Annotated in this window: 15 protein-coding genes and 1 tRNA gene; 10 read left to right on the forward strand and 6 right to left on the reverse strand. The window is 44.7% G+C overall.

Annotation, left to right across the window (positions count from 1 at the left end):
- The first annotated feature begins 129 nt into the window (after positions 1–129).
- Positions 130–216 carry a hypothetical protein gene (locus G9Q97_RS25400; RefSeq protein ID WP_394352999.1) on the forward strand — a complete coding sequence of 29 codons (87 nt, stop codon included), beginning with the start codon at positions 130–132 and terminating at the stop codon, positions 214–216.
- Between the two features lie 48 nt (positions 217–264).
- Here the strand turns inward: G9Q97_RS25400 and dinB are convergent, their stop codons facing one another.
- Positions 265–1455, reverse strand: a complete 1191-nt coding sequence (dinB, locus tag G9Q97_RS16000; protein WP_166148548.1) for a DNA polymerase IV — start codon at positions 1453–1455, stop codon at positions 265–267.
- A 115-nt stretch (positions 1456–1570) separates the two neighbouring features.
- On the opposite strand from dinB, the gene G9Q97_RS16005 reads away from it, so the two are divergent.
- The 7 genes from G9Q97_RS16005 to G9Q97_RS16035 all read left to right on the forward strand — a co-directional run bounded on the left by G9Q97_RS16005 (position 1571) and on the right by G9Q97_RS16035 (position 8188).
- The gene (locus G9Q97_RS16005) at positions 1571–2266 is read left to right on the forward strand and encodes an XRE family transcriptional regulator (protein WP_166148640.1); all 696 of its coding nucleotides are present in this window, start codon (positions 1571–1573) and stop codon (positions 2264–2266) included.
- 267 nt (positions 2267–2533) lie between these two features.
- Complete coding sequence (locus tag G9Q97_RS16010) at positions 2534–3019, forward strand: methylated-DNA--[protein]-cysteine S-methyltransferase (protein WP_166148550.1); 486 nt, start codon at positions 2534–2536, stop codon at positions 3017–3019.
- Positions 3020–3072: 53 nt separating this feature from the next.
- On the forward strand, positions 3073–3534 hold the full coding sequence (locus G9Q97_RS16015; protein WP_166148552.1) for a GNAT family N-acetyltransferase: 462 nt from the start codon (positions 3073–3075) through the stop codon (positions 3532–3534).
- Positions 3535–3806: 272 nt separating this feature from the next.
- Positions 3807–3888 (forward strand) — tRNA-Leu (locus tag G9Q97_RS16020).
- A 98-nt stretch (positions 3889–3986) separates the two neighbouring features.
- Positions 3987–4880, forward strand: coding sequence for an aldose 1-epimerase family protein (locus G9Q97_RS16025; RefSeq protein WP_166148554.1), 894 nt, complete (start codon positions 3987–3989; stop codon positions 4878–4880).
- Positions 4881–4959: 79 nt separating this feature from the next.
- On the forward strand, positions 4960–6885 hold the full coding sequence (locus G9Q97_RS16030) for an ABC-F family ATP-binding cassette domain-containing protein (RefSeq protein WP_166148556.1): 1926 nt from the start codon (positions 4960–4962) through the stop codon (positions 6883–6885).
- A gap of 25 nt (positions 6886–6910) precedes the next feature.
- The gene (locus G9Q97_RS16035) at positions 6911–8188 is read left to right on the forward strand and encodes a type IX secretion system plug protein (protein WP_166148558.1); all 1278 of its coding nucleotides are present in this window, start codon (positions 6911–6913) and stop codon (positions 8186–8188) included.
- Between the two features lie 150 nt (positions 8189–8338).
- Here G9Q97_RS16035 and cas6 read toward each other — a convergent pair whose 3' ends face one another.
- The 5 genes from cas6 to G9Q97_RS16060 all read right to left on the reverse strand — a co-directional run bounded on the left by cas6 (position 8339) and on the right by G9Q97_RS16060 (position 12538).
- The gene (gene cas6, locus G9Q97_RS16040) at positions 8339–9235 is read right to left on the reverse strand and encodes a CRISPR-associated endoribonuclease Cas6 (RefSeq protein ID WP_166148560.1); all 897 of its coding nucleotides are present in this window, start codon (positions 9233–9235) and stop codon (positions 8339–8341) included.
- Between the two features lie 110 nt (positions 9236–9345).
- On the reverse strand, positions 9346–10443 hold the full coding sequence (gene ychF, locus G9Q97_RS16045; protein ID WP_166148561.1) for a redox-regulated ATPase YchF: 1098 nt from the start codon (positions 10441–10443) through the stop codon (positions 9346–9348).
- Positions 10444–10448: 5 nt separating this feature from the next.
- Entirely contained in the window at positions 10449–11540 is a 1092-nt protein-coding gene (locus G9Q97_RS16050; protein WP_166148563.1) for an AI-2E family transporter, read from the reverse strand.
- 127 nt (positions 11541–11667) lie between these two features.
- Complete coding sequence (locus G9Q97_RS16055) at positions 11668–12018, reverse strand: DUF3276 family protein (RefSeq protein WP_166148565.1); 351 nt, start codon at positions 12016–12018, stop codon at positions 11668–11670.
- Between the two features lie 172 nt (positions 12019–12190).
- The gene (locus G9Q97_RS16060) at positions 12191–12538 is read right to left on the reverse strand and encodes a 4Fe-4S binding protein (protein ID WP_166148567.1); all 348 of its coding nucleotides are present in this window, start codon (positions 12536–12538) and stop codon (positions 12191–12193) included.
- 213 nt (positions 12539–12751) lie between these two features.
- On the opposite strand from G9Q97_RS16060, the gene G9Q97_RS16065 reads away from it, so the two are divergent.
- Both G9Q97_RS16065 and G9Q97_RS16070 read left to right on the forward strand, forming a co-directional pair.
- Positions 12752–13816, forward strand: coding sequence for an acyl-CoA reductase (locus tag G9Q97_RS16065; RefSeq protein WP_166148569.1), 1065 nt, complete (start codon positions 12752–12754; stop codon positions 13814–13816).
- Between the two features lie 121 nt (positions 13817–13937).
- Complete coding sequence (locus tag G9Q97_RS16070) at positions 13938–16202, forward strand: aconitate hydratase (protein WP_166148570.1); 2265 nt, start codon at positions 13938–13940, stop codon at positions 16200–16202.
- The last annotated feature ends 6 nt before the right edge of the window (positions 16203–16208 follow it).

Here is a 16208-nt window from a genome sequence, read left to right on the forward strand (position 1 = left end):
GGCATTCATACCGAAGACATCTTCCGTCCCGGACCGGGCAAGGCGAAGGTCGGCACCAGGGATTTTGCCCGGGCGGTAATTGAGAGGCTGGGGAAATTACCCAAAAAAATAAAGCCGGTATCCTATGCCATACGAAATGATGTAGACGTAATAACAACCGAAAATCTATATACCTTTGACAGGCAGCGGTCCTACTCCCTGGTTCAGGGGCAATAGCCTGACAACCACTGCGGTTAGAGCTGCCTGGGGTTTACTAAAAATTGTTCAGATTTCCTTCCCGTTAAAGGGATTGAACCGCCTGCGCCCCACCTGCATGCCCACTGCCCTGCAGACAGTTTTGTCTCCATACTTTCCATTAATCCGGTCCATGGCCTGGTACAGGGAAATACTTTCTTCTGTATCCTCAAACAAATTGATCTGGTAGTGACCATGCACCAATCCACTAAAGCGCAGCCCTATCAGCCGGATCAGCATGCGCCGCTGATACAATCGCTGAAAAAGTGCCTTGACCACCGGGAGAAGCATGTGATCTGCGGCCGTGAATGGTACGCGCTGCTGCATGGTATGGGTATCGAAATCGGAATAGCGGATCTTCACAGCTACCGTGGAAGTGAGTTTTTGCTGCTGCCGCAACTTCCCCGCCAGTTGTTCGGTCATGGCTGTCAGTGTAGCCTCCAGCAAGCGCACATCAATGGTATCTGCCTCAAAAGTATTCTCCGAGGAAATGGATTTGGCCTCTGTATATGGAATAATCGGCGAACGGTCAATCCCATTGGCCTTGTCCCAGATCAGCAGGCCATTTTTCCCAAAGGCCGACTCCAGCAGTTCTGCCGGCATGCCCTGCAAGGTATGGATACGCTTCACTCCCATATTGTACAGGGTATGGGAGGTTTTCTTGCCAATCATGGGGATTTTCCGTACAGACAACGGTGCCAGAAAAGGTCTTTCCTCCCCATGGGGTACTTGCTTTTCATTGTTCGGCTTGGCCTCTCCCGTGGCCACTTTCGACACGGTCTTGTTTTCCGAAAGCCCCAGGGAAATGGGCAGACCAGTCTGCTGCATGATTTTCTGCCGCAGCTCCCTGGCCATTTTAAAACAGCCAAAAAACCGGTCCATACCAGTGTAGTCCACATAAAACTCGTCTATGGATGATTTTTCGAAAAGCGGCACATTCTCCCGGATGATTTCGGTGATTTCATGGGATTTCTGGCTGTAGCGGGAAAAATCCCCACGGACCAGCAGCGCCTCCGGACAAAGCTGCCGGGCGGTACGCATGGGCATGGCCGAATGTATGCCAAACTGCCTGGCCTCATAACTGCAGGAAGCCACCACTCCCCGGTCCCCCGACCCCCCGATCAGAATGGGCTTTCCAAAAAGCCTGCGGTCATGCAGCCGCTCCACAGACACAAAAAAACTGTCCAGGTCCAGGTGCACAATATTCCGACTATTCTCCATATTCCTCTCTCTCTTTTTACAAAGATTTAAATGTTAATAATATTGACATTTTTATGTTTATAATTTAAACATAATGTTTTATATTTGTTTATCTACCGTCCTAAAAAATTTATCCATGTACCTGCATGCCAATATCAAACTCCTGCGCAAAAGAAAGGGGCTCACCCAATCCCTGATGGCTGAAAGCCTGGGTATCAGCCGCTCCAAACTGGCAGGGTATGAGTTGAACGTCAGCCCTCCCCTGGATACCCTGGTAAAAATCTGTGAATACCTGGAACTATCCGTGGACCTGATGCTGAAGCAAAACCTGGCAAGATACCCCGTCCACAAGCTTGGGGAAATCCTGGAGACCAGTCGTTACCTGAAGGGCCGTGACCTGCGCATCCTGGCCACCACGGTGGATGCAGCCGGAAGAGAACTGATAGAAGTGGTTTCCCAAAAAGCCAGGGCCAGCTATCTGGCCGGCTTTTCGGATCCGGATTTCATAGGTGACTTGCCCCGGTTTCACCTTCCCTTTCTGCCGCAGGACAAAAAACACCGGGTTTTTCAGGTAGATGGTGACTCCATGGACCCCATCCCGGACGGTGCCTGGATTATCTGCGAATACATGGACGACTGGACCCGCATCAAAGATGGAGAGAAGTATGTCATCGTCACGGCACAGGATGGTGTCACCTTCAAACTGGCCTACAATCAGTTGCAGGAAAAAAGACAACTGCTGCTCTGCTCCAGCAACCCCCTCTACAAGCCTTTCGAAGTAGCAGCAGATACAGTACGGGAAGTATGGAAATACCGCATGATGCTGGTATAATGTGCAAGTAGTTGGTAGAAACTGAAATTAAACCTACCTTTGCATGATCGATAGCCCGTCGATAGCATAATTACCGGCAACATTTTCTGCCAAAACCTGTTAAAATGTTTACCCCTTTGCTGGCACCATTCTGATCATGAGCCAGTAGTCGCATGTATTTTTATTTAAAAAAGGGCTGAACAAAGAGCATCTCATTGGAAAAGCAGCAGTGTCTCACTGCCTCAGTTTAGGTTAAACCTTGTTTTTGGTTTTAAAGTTGAAGAGGATATGAAAGAAACAGTGGTAATGGCGTCCCCCTTAGGAAATATCCGGCTCATCGCCGAAGATGGTTTTCTTTTATCCTGCCGGTTTACGGATGATAAGGCATCAGAAAATGCCGATAAACCCTTTTTCCTGGATATCATGGTACAGTTAGAGGCTTATTTCAAAGGAAAACTAAAATTTTTTGACATCCCTGTAGGCATCGGGGGCACGGAGTTTCAGAAATTGGTTTGGATGGAAGTAAACAAGGTCCCCTTTGGCCATACGGTTTCCTACCATGACATTGCCAAAGCCCTGGCCAAACCCACTGCTGTCCGTGCGGTAGGAGCTGCCATAGGCGCAAACCCCCTGCTGGTCGTCATTCCCTGTCACCGGATCATTGCCAACACGGGAGAATTAACCGGTTATGCCGGAGGGCTGTGGAGAAAGCTCAAGCTGCTACAACTGGAGGCCAAAGACAAGCCCGGAAATCAATTTGACCTTGGCTTTTAGATTCCTTTTCTGAATTTACTTTATTTTACCCACCGGCTTCCTTATTTTTGGTTATGGAAAAGGTAAGCATCCACCCCTACAGCGAAAGCCTGGCACCCTATTTTCTATCCATCAACCGGGAATGGATAGAAAAATACTTTGCCATGGAGCCTTTTGACCTGGCCCAGTTGCAAAGCCCCTGCGAAACCCTGATCAATCCTGGCGGGGAAGTGCTGTTTGCCAAATGGCAGGGAGAAATCGTCGGCACCGTGGGATTGAAAAAAATGAGCAACCGGCAATATGAGCTGATCAAAATGGGCGTATTGCCCAAAGCCCAGGGGCAAAAATTCGGGTTGTTGCTGGGACAAGCTGCACTTGACTGGGCCAAAAAGCAGGGGGCGGTGAAGGTCCTGCTTTACAGCAATTCCATCCTTGCACCTGCCATTGCGCTTTACCGGAAACTGGGTTTCCGGGAAATCCCCATGGAGCCGGGCACCTACCAGCGCTGTGATATAAAAATGGAGTATTTGCTATAGCCTGTTCCCGGCTTATTTATCCTTTGCTTTTATTTCTCAAATATTCCTTTTCGTCGTAAAAAGACAAACCCAGTCCTGATGGCTATCGCAATGGCGATGACAGGCAATACCTGGTATAACCGGTAACCTGCCCGGAGCAGCTATGACAAAGAAAGTTCTATCAATAATTCACAAAGTATGCTGCTATCAAGATTTAGCAGGGGCTTTATTAATTTCTACTACCTTTTGTTTGCACTGATGCGATTATATCTCTACTTTTGCCTCTCCAAACTGCGCACGTGGTGAAACTGGTAGACACGCCATCTTGAGGGGGTGGTGCCTTCGGGTGTGGAAGTTCGAATCTTCTCGTGCGCACGCTACCTTTCCTTTTTTTAGGAAAGGTTTTTTTTTGACCCTCTTTTTTACAAAATTACCTGAATTCGATTTTAATTCATCCCTAACTTTTCTCATCCATGACAAAAGCAGCCATATACTCAGTAAAGAATGGACCCCTTGAAGCCCAGGTGTCCAGCCTGGGTGCGGAATGTATCTCACTTAAATACAAGGGCACGGAATACCTCTGGCAGGCTGATCCTGCTGTTTGGGGCAGGCATGCCCCGGTACTGTTCCCCATTGTTGGTAGATTAAAAAACGATCGTTTCAGCCATGCCAACCAAAGCTATACCCTGAAACAGCATGGTTTTGCCCGCGACCGCGAATTTCAGTTGCTGGATCAATCCGGGAATAGCCTCTCTTTTGTATTAAAACAGGATAAAGAGAGCCTGGAAAATTTCCCCTTTGATTTTGAATTGATTATCCGGTACACGCTTATTAATACGGGTTTGCAAGTGGATTACAGGGTAAACAACCCTTCCCCGGAGCAAGACCTGTTGTTCAGCATTGGCGCCCATCCGGGATTCCGCTGCCCCCTGCTGCCTGATAGAGAAGGTTTTGAGGACTATGTATTGGATTTCGGGCAGGAGCAACTGTCCTCCATACCCATTTATTTCCTGGAAAATGGTTTGATTGCGGCAGACCGTAAATCACTTCCTCTGGAACAAGGCAAACTGGACCTAAAGCAGGAACTGTTCAGCAATGACGCATTGATATTTGATGTTAATCCAATTTCATACCTAAGCATCCGAAGCAAAAAAAGTGGAAAGGGCTATGCCATGCAATTTTCTGATTTCCGATGGCTGGGACTTTGGACAAAAGGCGAAAATGCCGGTTTTATTTGCATAGAGCCATGGAATGGTATTGCCGATACCGAAGGCCATGATGGTGAACTCAAGAGCAAGTTGGGAATCATCCGCCTTTCTCCCGGTGATTTTCATGAAGTGGCCTATCAGGTAGAACTTTTGGGGTAAAACCAGCAAATTACCAAAGCAGGTTGAAATCCTTTTTCCAATCCTGCTAAATACCACTTTGTTTTCTTAATTTTGCGGCATGTTATCCATTAATAATCTCTCTTATTACATTGGGGGGCGTCCCCTCTACGAAAATGCTTCCCTACACATCAAGCCAAAGGACAAAATTGGTCTGGTAGGTATTAACGGTTCGGGCAAATCCACCCTGCTGAAAATTATCTACGGGGACATTCAGCCCAGTGGGGGCGAAATCCAAAAGGCCAAAGACTGTAGCATCGGCTTTCTTAACCAGGACCTGCTTTCCTACCAGTCTGAAGACAGCATTCTGGATGTGGCTTTGGAAGCTTTTAAAGAAACCCTGGCTCTTCAGGAAGAAATTGACGCTGTGCTCAAGCAAATGGAAACAGACTATTCCGAACAGATCCTTGAGAAGTTGGCGCATTTGCAGGAAAGGTTTGAAGCTCATGAAGGCTATACGATCAAGGCCAAGGCAGAAGAAGTGCTGGAAGGGATCGGTTTTCAAACAGCAGACCTGAGGCGCCCTCTGAAGACTTTTTCGGGGGGATGGAGAATGCGGGTCATGCTGGCCAAGCTGCTTCTGGAAAAACCCTCTCTCCTGATGCTGGATGAACCTACCAACCACCTGGATTTGCCTTCCATTCAGTGGGTGGAAAACTACCTGAAATCCTATGAAGGTGCTGTTGTCGTGGTATCTCACGACCAGACATTTTTGAACAACTGTAGCGAAACTACGGTGGAAGTTTCTCAGGGGAACCTGACCAGCTATGCCGGAAACTACGCGTATTACAAAAAAGAAAAGGTAGCCCGGGAAGAAATCCAGCAGAATGCCTATGAAAATCAACAGCAGATGATCAAACAAACGGAACGTTTTATCGAGCGTTTCCGTGCCAAGGCCACCAAATCCAACCAGGTGCAGTCCCGGGTCAAAGCCCTGGACAGAATGGACAGGGTTTCTGAAGTGGTCAGGGATGAGGTATCTGTAAATTTCAAATTCAAGTTTTCGCAAAAATCCGGGAGAGATGTGGTGGTGCTGGATGGCGTTTCCAAATCTTTTGGTGACCTTAAAATCCTGGACAATGCGCATGCCCGTATCGAAAGGGGTGATAAAATCGCACTGATCGGGGCCAATGGAAAAGGAAAATCCACTGTGCTAAGAATCATCGATGGATCTGAGCCCATACAGGGCCACAGGGAAGATGGGTACAATGTGATCAAATCCTTCTTTGCCCAGCACCAGCTGGAAGCACTTGGAATCAACAATGAAATCCTGCAGGAATTGGCTCAGGAAGGCAGCAAAAAGACGGAAACAGAACTCAGGAATGTGCTGGGCTGCTTTCTTTTTACCAATGAAGATGTTTTTAAAAAGATAAAAGTACTGTCTGGTGGTGAAAAATCCAGGGTTGCCCTTGCCAAAACACTGATCTCCGAAGCCAATTTCCTGCTTTTGGATGAGCCCACCAATCACCTGGACATACAGTCAGTGAATATTCTCACCCAGGCCCTGCAACAGTATGAGGGCACCTTTGTCACCGTCTCTCACGACCGGCTTTTTATTCAGGGAGTGGCCAACAAAATCTGGTATATCGAAGACCATCAGATCAAAGAGTACCCTGGTACCTATGATGAATACGTGTACTGGCGTTCTCAGCAAGCTCAAAAAACTGAAAAAGCAACAGTTACTCCTCCTAAAAAAGAAACGCCGGCTCCGGTAGTAAAAACCACTGCCAATGGTGAGGATCCTGGCAGAAAAAAAGCCATTCGGGAAAAGGAAAAAGCGTTGGAAAAACTGGAGGAAGAAATTACCCGACTGGAAAACAAAAAGCTTGCCCTGGAAAATCAAATGGCCGATTCGTCCGTTTATGAAGATGAGCACCAAATGCAGGAACTCAATGCGTCCTATTCTCAGGTCCGGCAGGACGAAGCGAAACTCAATAAGGAGTGGGAGGCATTGGCTGAACAAATTGAAAGCCTGCAGGGATCCTGAAATCCGTTATACCAACCCTTCTGCCATGAAAAGTTTCTTTTTTTTTCTTCTACCGGTTACTTGCTTACTTTTATCTGCACGCCTTGTTCAGGCACAGGATATCTATGAGGACAGGGTTTTTGATGAAAATATTCAGACGGTGCAGCTTTTTCCTGCTTCCGGTAATTTTGAGGCCCAAATGACATCTCCGGTCATCTCGCTAAACAGTCCGGTGCCTTTGCTGCTTCAATTTGATGACATTGCCTATGAAGCGGACAGGTACCTGGCCAAAATCATCCATTGCAATGCTGACTGGACCCAGTCCGGTTTAAGAGATGCCGACTATCTGGAGCAATACAACGAATATAACGTAAACGATTATGAGTACAGCATCAATACCAGGGTGCCTTATATCCATTATACTTTTAAAGTCCCCAGGGTCAACCGAAGCGGAAATTATATCATCAAAGTATACCGTGGCCGGGAGGAATCCAAAGCCCTGTTCACCAAGCGCTTTATGGTATATGACAACCAGGTCGCAGTCGGTGCTTCAGTGGTAGTACCCAGCAAAAATGAAGACCGGAGAACTTCTCAGCAAATCAACGTGAACGTTAATTTTAGTAACAGGGAGTTGATAGACCCCCTGAACAACACCCTCCTGGTGATTCGACAAAACCAAAGGTGGGACAATGCGATTGTTGGGTTGAAATACAACAACATCAGGGAAGATCTGAAACAATTGCAATACCAATTGTTTGATGGCAGCAATACTTTTGAAGCAGGCAATGAATTTCGCTTTGTGGACCTGCGCTATGTACGGACCCGTGGGAGAAACATCGCCGCCGTGAGGATGGAAGAAGATGTGGTATTTGCAGAGGCAGGTGTGGATCAGAGTAGAAATGGTCAGGGCTATCTGGAGTACCTGGACATCAACGGTCAGTATGGGATTTTTAATGTGGAGCGGCAAAATCATGAATTGGAAAGTGAGTATGTTTTGCTCACTTTTAATCTTGAAACAGAAAAGCTGTCTTCCCCTCCATTTGTCCTGGGGGCATTGAGCAACTGGGGCAAAAATCAGAATGCCAAAATGGTCTATGACCAGGCATCAGGAAACTACCAGGCTACCTTATTTCTAAAGCAAGGTTGGTATGATTATCAATACGGGCTTCGCACAGATACGGGCTGGGACATGGAACATTTTGAGGGCAATCATTTCCAGACCGAAAACGAGTATGAGGTCTTTTTCTACTATCGGGATATGGGATCCAGGTATGACGAGTTGATCGGCTATACGGTCCTCAACCCGAACAAAAGGAGGTTTTGATTACTGAAACCAATCTTGGGCAAATAGCCGCACTGTTTAAGTGATTAATTAATCATGGAAGATTCTCCAGAAATCCGGAACAGGCATCTCTCCCCCTAAAGGAAGAATGTACAGGTGTAATAAAAAACCCGGAATAAATCCGGGTTTTTTTCAATCATTTTCTTCTTCTTCGGTACTACTGTTTCCCTCATCCGCCCTTTCATCATTTTTTCTGGGCTCATGCGATTGTGATCTGTAGGGAACAAAACCCTCTCTCTTAAATTTGTAGGGTTCGGTACGTTGGCTGGGCATATTGTTGGCCAGGTCAAGCATGCCAAAACCTTTGTGGGTAAAGGCCCCCAATCCACATTTGAAAACAAAATCCTGTACTTCTCCGGCGGCATACAAGGTGAAGGGAAGCGTATATCCCCGTACTTCATATTTTACATCCATGTCATAGACAGAATAGATTCTCGCAAATTTCTTCTGCTGCTCGCGCAATTTATTGACATAATTCATGTCAGGGACTACCTGAAACTTGTAAAAAGATTCCATTTGTTCCTGATCATACCAGCCAGATTTTTCCATCCTGGTCAAGGTGGATTCATACAGCAAATCTGAAAACTCATCCGTATCCGGGTTGATAAACCTTTTTCCGGACTCATCGTCAAAAGTTGGTGTCAAGAGAACCAGTGGAGAAATACAAACAAACTTGTTGGAGGTTTCCAGCGGTGGTTCAATTTCCTTTTCCGTATATTCAGGGGACAAAATCAGATTTCCCAACTCAATTTTTGGGGTTTTAAACACCTGTGCCAACAAATAATCTATAAACGCTTCATCAGGAGCGGATACGACCAGGGTAACTAAGCTGGAATAATAGTGCAACCCACTTCTACTAACTTTGGTTTGACCTTTCAAACCAGAGAAGTTAAAGTAATTGTAGTTAAAAAACTCTTCTTGCCCACCTTTTACAATCAGACCTTTGAGAAATTGAGCCAAGATGTACTGGTGGTGAAAAGGTAAGTAAGCACCTTTGTTCTTTAAGGAAAATATTAATCTAATTCTCACGACGTTAAAAATGAAAAGTTAAACAATGATTAAATACATCAATCTTATGGAATAAACTAATTTATGGGTAAATAAGTTGCAACAAACTTAACAATAATATTTGAATATATTTATACATTGAACCTAAAATGCATGATATCTCCGTCACAAACTACATATTCCTTACCTTCAACTGCAATTTTTCCGTTTTCACGGCAGACTGCCTCAGTTTTGAACTGTTCGTAATCCTTTAATTTGATCACTTCCGCTTTGATGAAGCCTTTTTCAAAATCGGTATGTATCACCCCCGCCGCTGCAGGTGCTTTCCAACCTCTTTTGATGGTCCAGGCCCGGACTTCCTGAACGCCGGCTGTGAAGTAGGTTATCAAATTCAGTAACTTATACGCAGCAGCGATCAAACGGTTCAAGCCACTTTCCTTGAGCCCATATTCTCCCAGAAACATTTCCTTTTCCTCTTCGTCTTCAAATTCAGCAATCTGGGCTTCCAAAGCTGCACACAACAGGATCACTTCTGCGTTTTCTTTGGCTACCTCACTTTTGAGTGCCTCCACATGGGAATTGCCGGTTTGAATGCTTCCCTCATCTACATTGGCCACATAGAGGACTGGTTTGATGGTCAGCAGGTGAATATCCCGGATGGCTTCCAAATCATCAGCATCGGCATCTACTGACCGGGCATTCTGTCCTGCTTTGAGGGCATCCTTAAACTTTAGCAGGCTTTCCATTGCTTTCTTCGCTTTGGCATCCCCGCTTTTGGCAATTTTTTCCAGGCGAAGAATTTTTTTATCCACAGATTCAAGATCCTTTAACTGCAACTCCGTATCGATCACCTCCTTATCAAATACCGGATCCACTGATCCGGCCACGTGCACCACATTGGGATCCTCAAAACACCTGATCACGTGGATGATGGCATCCACTTCCCTGATATTGGCCAGGAATTTATTACCAAGACCCTCTCCTTTGCTGGCCCCTTTTACCAGGCCTGCTATGTCCACGAATTCAATAACCGTAGGGATAACCTTTTGTGGATTAACCAATCCTTCTAAAACCTGTAACCTTCCATCAGGTACAGTAACTACCCCTACATTGGGTTCTATGGTACAAAAAGGGAAATTTGCCGCTTCGGCTTTTGCACTCGATATCGCATTGAATAAAGTTGACTTTCCCACGTTGGGCAAACCAACGATCCCACATTTTAATCCCATGAATGTTAAATCTTGTCTATTTTAAATATTCTGTATTCTTTATACCCTTTATACAGCTCCTTGATGGAAACCCTGAAAATGGTATAAACCGGTATGGCAAAGATCATTCCCAATACCCCTGCAATTTTTGCACCCACAAAGATAATCACAAATATTTCAAGCGGGTGTGCTTTTACGGATTTGGAAAAGATAAAAGGTTGTAAAATCACGTTATCACTCAATTGAACCACTGAAAATACCGCAAGAATCTTTATGAGAAAAAAATATATCTCGCTTGCTGCATTGAATTCTCCCGTAGACAGCCCTACCAGTACACCAAAGGTAGCTCCCAGAATTGGGCCGGCATAAGGGATCAGGTTTGCCACTGCAGCAAAAACGGCTATGGTCATGGCGTAATCAATATTGGCTATAGTTAAGCCTATGGAAGCTATGGAAAATATTACGGACATCTGTATCAATAAACCCAAAAGATAATTGGATAGCAATCTTTCCACTTTGTGAAAAGTAGCTACAGACAACTCAAAATATTTATTGGGGATGAAATTCATTAGATTTCTCCGCAACAATCCGTTTTCCAGAAGGAGAAAAAAAGTAATGAAACCCACAGCAAGAATACCGATAAAAAAAGTGCTTGTGGCAGAAATCACCCTATTGATAAAACCCTGAACATTTACTTCATTGAGGCTGCTTATCAGGTTTTCCTTTACCAAATCGATCAGGTATCCGGGTTCATTGTTGATCAGGTTTAATTGTATCAATATGGCTTCCAAATTGTCTATGGGCCGCTGAATTTGGTCATAGAGGTAATTGATGTCCAGGTCTTTCAATAATTCTATTTGTGAGCGAATGAGAGGCGTAAACAAGAGCACCAATAAAAAACCAACTGAAGCAATCGCTAAAAAAGAAAGCATGATAGCAATGCCCCGCGGAATATGCTGCCCCAAAACATAGAGGTTGTTGATCTTGTTGGTCAATGGACGAAGGGCTGAAGCCAGTACAATCGAGAAAATAAAATACAAACTGATATCAGAAAAATACCAGCCCAGTAAAAAAACCAATATGGTAACAATTACCACTGTGAGGATTACCTTGACCATAAATCAAAAATAACAAAAAAAACGAACCCTGTTCATGGATCCGTTAAATACGGATCCATATACTGATTCGTAACACCATTATTCAGCTATACAGCTTGTCCTGAAAATAAAACAGACTGAAGGTTTATCAATCCCACTTCAGATCTTCTCCAAACTTATTGTTATCATTATTGCTTTCTGAAGGCTCCGGCTCTGTATCAAATTGAGAGAAATCGAAATCTGACATCAAGTCATTTTTAACGTGATCTACGGCATCCTGAAGTGCCTCCACGAATTTGGCGAAATCTTCCTTGTACAAGAAAATTTTATGTTTCTCGTAAAAAAAATTATCGTCTTTGATTTTTCTCTTGCTTTCTGTTATGGTCAAATAGTAATCATTGGACCGTGTAGCTTTCACATCAAAAAAATAGGTCCTCTTGCCAGCCTTTACCCTTTTGGTGAAAATCTCATCTCTTTCGTAATCTTTGTTATTTTCCACTATCCAAACATTTATTTTTTTAAAAATGAATTTAATGCCAAGTTAAATCAATTCAATTATCAAATTCAAGTTATTGAACGTTTTTTTTTTCAAAATATGGGATATTGTTCAAATTACCTATTGGAAAAAACAATTTTATGAGTACAAAAGATGGTTTAGTCTGAGAATCCAGCTATTCTCCATGCATAAATTGCTTTTTGGCCATCAACTCTTCTTCAGTCTCTCTGTGGTCGGGATCGTCTACACAACAGTCAACCGGACACACCGCCGCACATTGCGGCTCTTCATGGAAACCGGTACATTCCGTACACTTCTGCGTCACGATATAATAAAATTCATCGGATACAGGCTCCTGCTTTTCATCTCCACTCACTACCGTACCGTCATCTAAAGTGACTTCCTTTAATTCCGTACCTCCTCCCCAGGTCCATTCTATACCCCCTTCATAAATGGCGGTATTCGGGCATTCTGGTTCACATGCACCACAATTGATGCACTCATCGGTTATCATGATTGCCATTTTTTTCTCTTTTTATGTTTGGTTGCAAAACTACTAACCAAAATACAATCTAACAAGGAAAATAATTCCACATATGTCAAAAATACGCTATACATTAATTGCCACACTAACTATTTACACCAGTCAATAACCTGCTTTCCGGGACAATTTTTTTATCTTTGGATTCATTTTGACGAAATTATTCTCTAATCCATACAAGCAGGAGCCTTCTCCATGAATTTGAACGAAAGATTAATCCAACTATCGGGCTGGGAGCGACATATAAAAAATCTTCCCGAAGAAGAAAAAACCATCTTATTCAAGCAGATGCACGACCAAAACAGCTGGTTTACTCCTGAACAATCCCGGCTGGCACTTGAAGGCATCCTGGCATACCTTTCCCCTGAAAAAGTACGGCAATGGATAAGCTCCTATAAATTCCTTGATAAGGAACACTTTGAAGAAAGAAATATAGGTATTATCATGGCCGGCAATATACCCGGAGTAGGATTCCATGATCTGCTGTGTGTCCTGCTGTCAGGCCATCGGGCTAAAATCAAACTTTCCTCAACAGATAATATTCTGATTCCCTGGTTGGTAGAAAAATTAGGGGAGATTTCTCCCGAATTGGTCCAGGCTGTTTCTTTCGAAGAAAGGCTGAACGGTATGGATGCTTACATTGCCACAGGAAGTGATAATTCTGCCCGGTATTTTGATTATTACTTTGGCCGGTATCCGCATATCATCCGGAAAAACCGAACTTCAGTGGCCATTCTTGACGGGAATGAAACCCAAGAAGACTGGAATAAACTCTCCAAAGATATATTCCAATACTATGGCCTGGGCTGCAGGAATGTGTCCAAAATATACGTACCCAATCAGCAATCATTGCAGGGCTTTCTTAAAGGAATGGAACCTGCCAATCAGGTTATTGATCACCACAAATACCTTAACAACTATGATTATAACAAATCAAAATACCTGGTCAATCGCAGTCCTCATTTTGACAACGGACACTTGTTGCTGGTAGAAAGCAAAGAATTGGTGTCCCCAATTGCGGTGGTCTATTTTGAATATTACGCTGATTTGTCCATGCTACGAAAACAATTAAAAGACCAGGAAAATAAAATTCAATGTATGGTTTCCCGGGATGGTTGGTTTGATGGAAGCATCAAAATGGGAAATGCCCAATGTCCTGAGGTATCAGATTACGCCGATAAGGTGGATACCCTCCAATTTCTTTTAAACCTTGAGCAGGAAATCCAGCAGCGAGTAATGGGTCCGCAAAAACAGGGCTAATCTTTTTAAATCCTTTATAAATAAAGATATAAATGTGCCAAAATAACCGGATAATGGCTGGTTTTCTTATCTTTGCCGCTCAATTGAATTTTCTACAATCTACAATATAACTTCATAATCGATGGTTTTTGATATAGATATGATCAAGTCGGTTTACGCTGCATTTCCCGGGCGTATAGCCGCAGCAAGGAAAGCAGAAGGCAGACCGCTCACGCTCACTGAAAAGATCCTTTACGCCCATCTTTCCGAAGGAGAGGCCAGTGAAAAGCACGAAAGAGGGGTCTCCTATGTGGACTTTAAACCTGATAGGGTGGCCATGCAGGATGCAACGGCACAAATGGCATTGCTACAATTCATGCAAGCCGGCAGATCAAAGGTAGCAGTGCCTTCCACTGTTCATTGTGATCACCTCATTCAGGCCGAAGTGGGTGCCAATCCAGACCTGGCAAAAGCAAAAGATAAAAACAGGGAAGTTTACGATTTTCTTTCATCCGTGTCCAACAAATATGGCCTGGGTTTTTGGAAGCCTGGCGCAGGAATCATTCATCAGGTGGTCCTGGAAAATTATGCCTTTCCGGGGGGGATGATGATTGGCACAGATTCCCATACGCCTAATGCCGGTGGTTTGGGCATGGTAGCAATTGGCGTAGGTGGCGCCGATGCCTGTGATGTCATGGCAGGATTGCCCTGGGAACTTAAATTTCCCAAATTGATCGGTGTCAAGCTTACAGGTAAACTTTCAGGATGGACTTCTGCCAAAGATGTGATCCTGAAAGTCGCGGGTATTCTCACAGTAAAAGGTGGTACAGGATGCATCGTGGAATATTTTGGGGAAGGAGCGCAATCTCTTTCTGCTACCGGAAAAGGCACCATTTGCAATATGGGAGCTGAAATAGGTGCTACCACCTCCATCTTTGGCTATGACGAAAAATCAGAGGCTTATCTTCGGGGAACTGACCGATCCGAAATTGCTGATCTTGCCAATGGTATCAGGGAACACCTGACTGGAGACCCTGAGGTATATGCTTCTCCGGAAGATTATTTCAATGAGGTCATCGAAATCAACCTTTCAGAGTTGGAACCTCATGTCAATGGTCCATTTACGCCAGACCTTGCCTGGCCCCTTTCCAAATTTGCAGCCGCTGTGAAGGAAAACGACTGGCCGCAAAAGCTGGAAGTAGGTCTGATCGGCTCCTGTACCAATTCTTCTTATGAAGACATTTCCAGGGCAGCCTCCCTTGCACAGCAGGCAGTAGATAAAAAACTGAAAGCCAAATCAGAGTTCACCATCACTCCGGGATCCGAGCAAGTGAGGTTTACTGTAGAAAGAGATGGCTTTTTGGGTATTTTCGAAAACATGGGTGGGGTTGTTCTGGCCAATGCTTGCGGCCCTTGCATAGGCCAATGGGCGAGGCATGGTGCTGATAAGCAGGAAAAAAACTCCATCATTACATCTTTTAACAGGAATTTTGCCAAAAGAGCGGATGGAAACCCAAATACACACTCTTTTGTAGCTTCCCCTGAGGTGGTCACGGCCCTGGCCATTGCGGGCGACCTTACATTCAACCCCATGACAGACACCTTGACCAATGAAGATGGCCAGCAGGTAAAACTGGAAGAACCTGCCGGACTGGAGCTTCCTGTCAAAGGTTTTGCTGTGGAAGATGCAGGCTACCAGGAACCCGCAAAGGACGGTTCAACAGTAGAGGTAAAAGTAGCTCCCGATTCGGAAAGACTTCAACTGTTGGAACCTTTCCAGCCCTGGGAAGGAACTGACCTTAAAGGACTCAAACTGCTTATCAAGGCAAAAGGAAAGTGTACTACGGACCATATTTCAATGGCCGGACCCTGGTTGAGATACAGAGGCCACCTGGACAATATTTCCAATAACCTTTTGATTGGTGCGGTCAATTTTTTCAACGATGCCACCAATAAAGTCAAAAACCAATTGGATGGCAGTTACGGCGAAGTTCCGGACGTACAGCGTCAGTACAAACTGCACAATATCGGCACCGTGGTCGTTGGCGATGAAAATTATGGAGAAGGATCATCCAGGGAACACGCTGCCATGGAACCAAGGTTCTTGGGAGTGAGGGCCATCCTGGTAAAATCCTTTGCCCGGATCCATGAGACCAATCTTAAAAAGCAAGGGATGTTGGCGTTGACTTTTGACAACCCGGCAGATTATGATTTGATTCAGGAAGATGACGCATTGGATATAATCGGTCTGGATAACTTTGCTCCCGGTAATCCATTAACTGTGGTTTGCAACCACAGTGACGGAAGCAAAGATGAGATCAAAGTAAACCACACCTACAATGCTGGACAGATCAGGTGGTTCAAGGCCGGATCGGCACTTAACCTGGTAAAGGAAAATGCGATTTAATATCCA

The organism is Cyclobacterium plantarum, from assembly GCF_011290685.1.
Lineage (GTDB): Bacteria > Bacteroidota > Bacteroidia > Cytophagales > Cyclobacteriaceae > Cyclobacterium > Cyclobacterium plantarum.

What these genes read in the sequence shown, in the direction of transcription:
- G9Q97_RS16030 (WP_166148556.1), top strand. Translation starts at nt 4,960, where the DNA reads ATGTTATCCATTAATAATCTCTCTTATTACATTGGGGGGCGTCCCCTC.
- G9Q97_RS16070 (WP_166148570.1), top strand. Translation starts at nt 13,938, where the DNA reads ATGGTTTTTGATATAGATATGATCAAGTCGGTTTACGCTGCATTTCCC.
- G9Q97_RS16050 (WP_166148563.1), bottom strand. Translation starts at nt 11,540, where the DNA reads ATGGTCAAGGTAATCCTCACAGTGGTAATTGTTACCATATTGGTTTTT.
- ychF (WP_166148561.1), bottom strand. Translation starts at nt 10,443, where the DNA reads ATGGGATTAAAATGTGGGATCGTTGGTTTGCCCAACGTGGGAAAGTCA.
- G9Q97_RS16035 (WP_166148558.1), top strand. Translation starts at nt 6,911, where the DNA reads ATGAAAAGTTTCTTTTTTTTTCTTCTACCGGTTACTTGCTTACTTTTA.
- G9Q97_RS16005 (WP_166148640.1), top strand. Translation starts at nt 1,571, where the DNA reads ATGTACCTGCATGCCAATATCAAACTCCTGCGCAAAAGAAAGGGGCTC.
- G9Q97_RS16010 (WP_166148550.1), top strand. Translation starts at nt 2,534, where the DNA reads ATGAAAGAAACAGTGGTAATGGCGTCCCCCTTAGGAAATATCCGGCTC.
- G9Q97_RS16065 (WP_166148569.1), top strand. Translation starts at nt 12,752, where the DNA reads ATGAATTTGAACGAAAGATTAATCCAACTATCGGGCTGGGAGCGACAT.
- G9Q97_RS16025 (WP_166148554.1), top strand. Translation starts at nt 3,987, where the DNA reads ATGACAAAAGCAGCCATATACTCAGTAAAGAATGGACCCCTTGAAGCC.
- dinB (WP_166148548.1), bottom strand. Translation starts at nt 1,455, where the DNA reads ATGGAGAATAGTCGGAATATTGTGCACCTGGACCTGGACAGTTTTTTT.
- G9Q97_RS16060 (WP_166148567.1), bottom strand. Translation starts at nt 12,538, where the DNA reads ATGGCAATCATGATAACCGATGAGTGCATCAATTGTGGTGCATGTGAA.
- G9Q97_RS16015 (WP_166148552.1), top strand. Translation starts at nt 3,073, where the DNA reads ATGGAAAAGGTAAGCATCCACCCCTACAGCGAAAGCCTGGCACCCTAT.